Here is a 748-nt window from a genome sequence, read left to right on the forward strand (position 1 = left end):
CAAACGCCACTCGTTTAACGTAATGACGTTTGTCATGGACAACAACACCTATCTGGATGAAGCAGACAAGCGTGTTGCGGTATCGTACCAATATCAATTTGAATAATGGAAACACAGCGCTAATGCGTTTGTGACGTCCAGTCCGTCAACACAAGCTAGCCTGTGATTCGAGCGTGTCACTGACATTATTTCAGCCCTTGCTCAGCGATGAATACTGAGGAAATTCTCAAGCAGCAATGCGAGAGATAGCACAGCATGAATTAACGCCAGTGATAACGTTCAATCGACTTACGCTTGTTCTTCAATACTCTTCTGGTATTGATGTTTCAAAACGTACATGCGCTTCACGTCACGATAGCTGCCATTAATGAAGTACTCTTCGATAAGATGGCCTTCCTCAATAAAGCCGCACTTTTTATACAGATGGATGGCAACTTCGTTCTCAACCGCAACCAATAGATAGATTTTGCGTAAGTTAAGGATGGAGAAAGAGTAATCCAATGCGCGATGAATCATTTCCATCGCATAACCACGGCCTTGATGGTCTGGTGCGATGATGATTTGAAATTCCGCACTGCGGTGGATGTAGTTGATTTCAATCAGCTCCACCAAACCAATCAAAATGCCGTCAGCGTCTTCAACGACAAAGCGTCGTTCTGCGTCATCGTGAATGTGTTTGCGGTAAAGTTCCTCGAGCTCGTCATAGGACTCGTAAGGTTCTTCAAACCAGTAGGCCATGATATTGCGA

The 748-nt window shown here is 44.5% G+C and carries 1 protein-coding gene; it reads right to left on the reverse strand.

Features of this window, described 5'->3' with window-relative positions; all coding sequences use genetic code 11:
* Positions 1–288: 288 nt before the first annotated feature.
* The coding region (locus R8O11_RS27215; protein WP_318194876.1) for a GNAT family N-acetyltransferase at positions 289–748 on the reverse strand (460 nt) is incomplete at its 5' end.

The sequence above is a fragment of the Vibrio sp. 1288 genome (genome assembly GCF_033344475.1).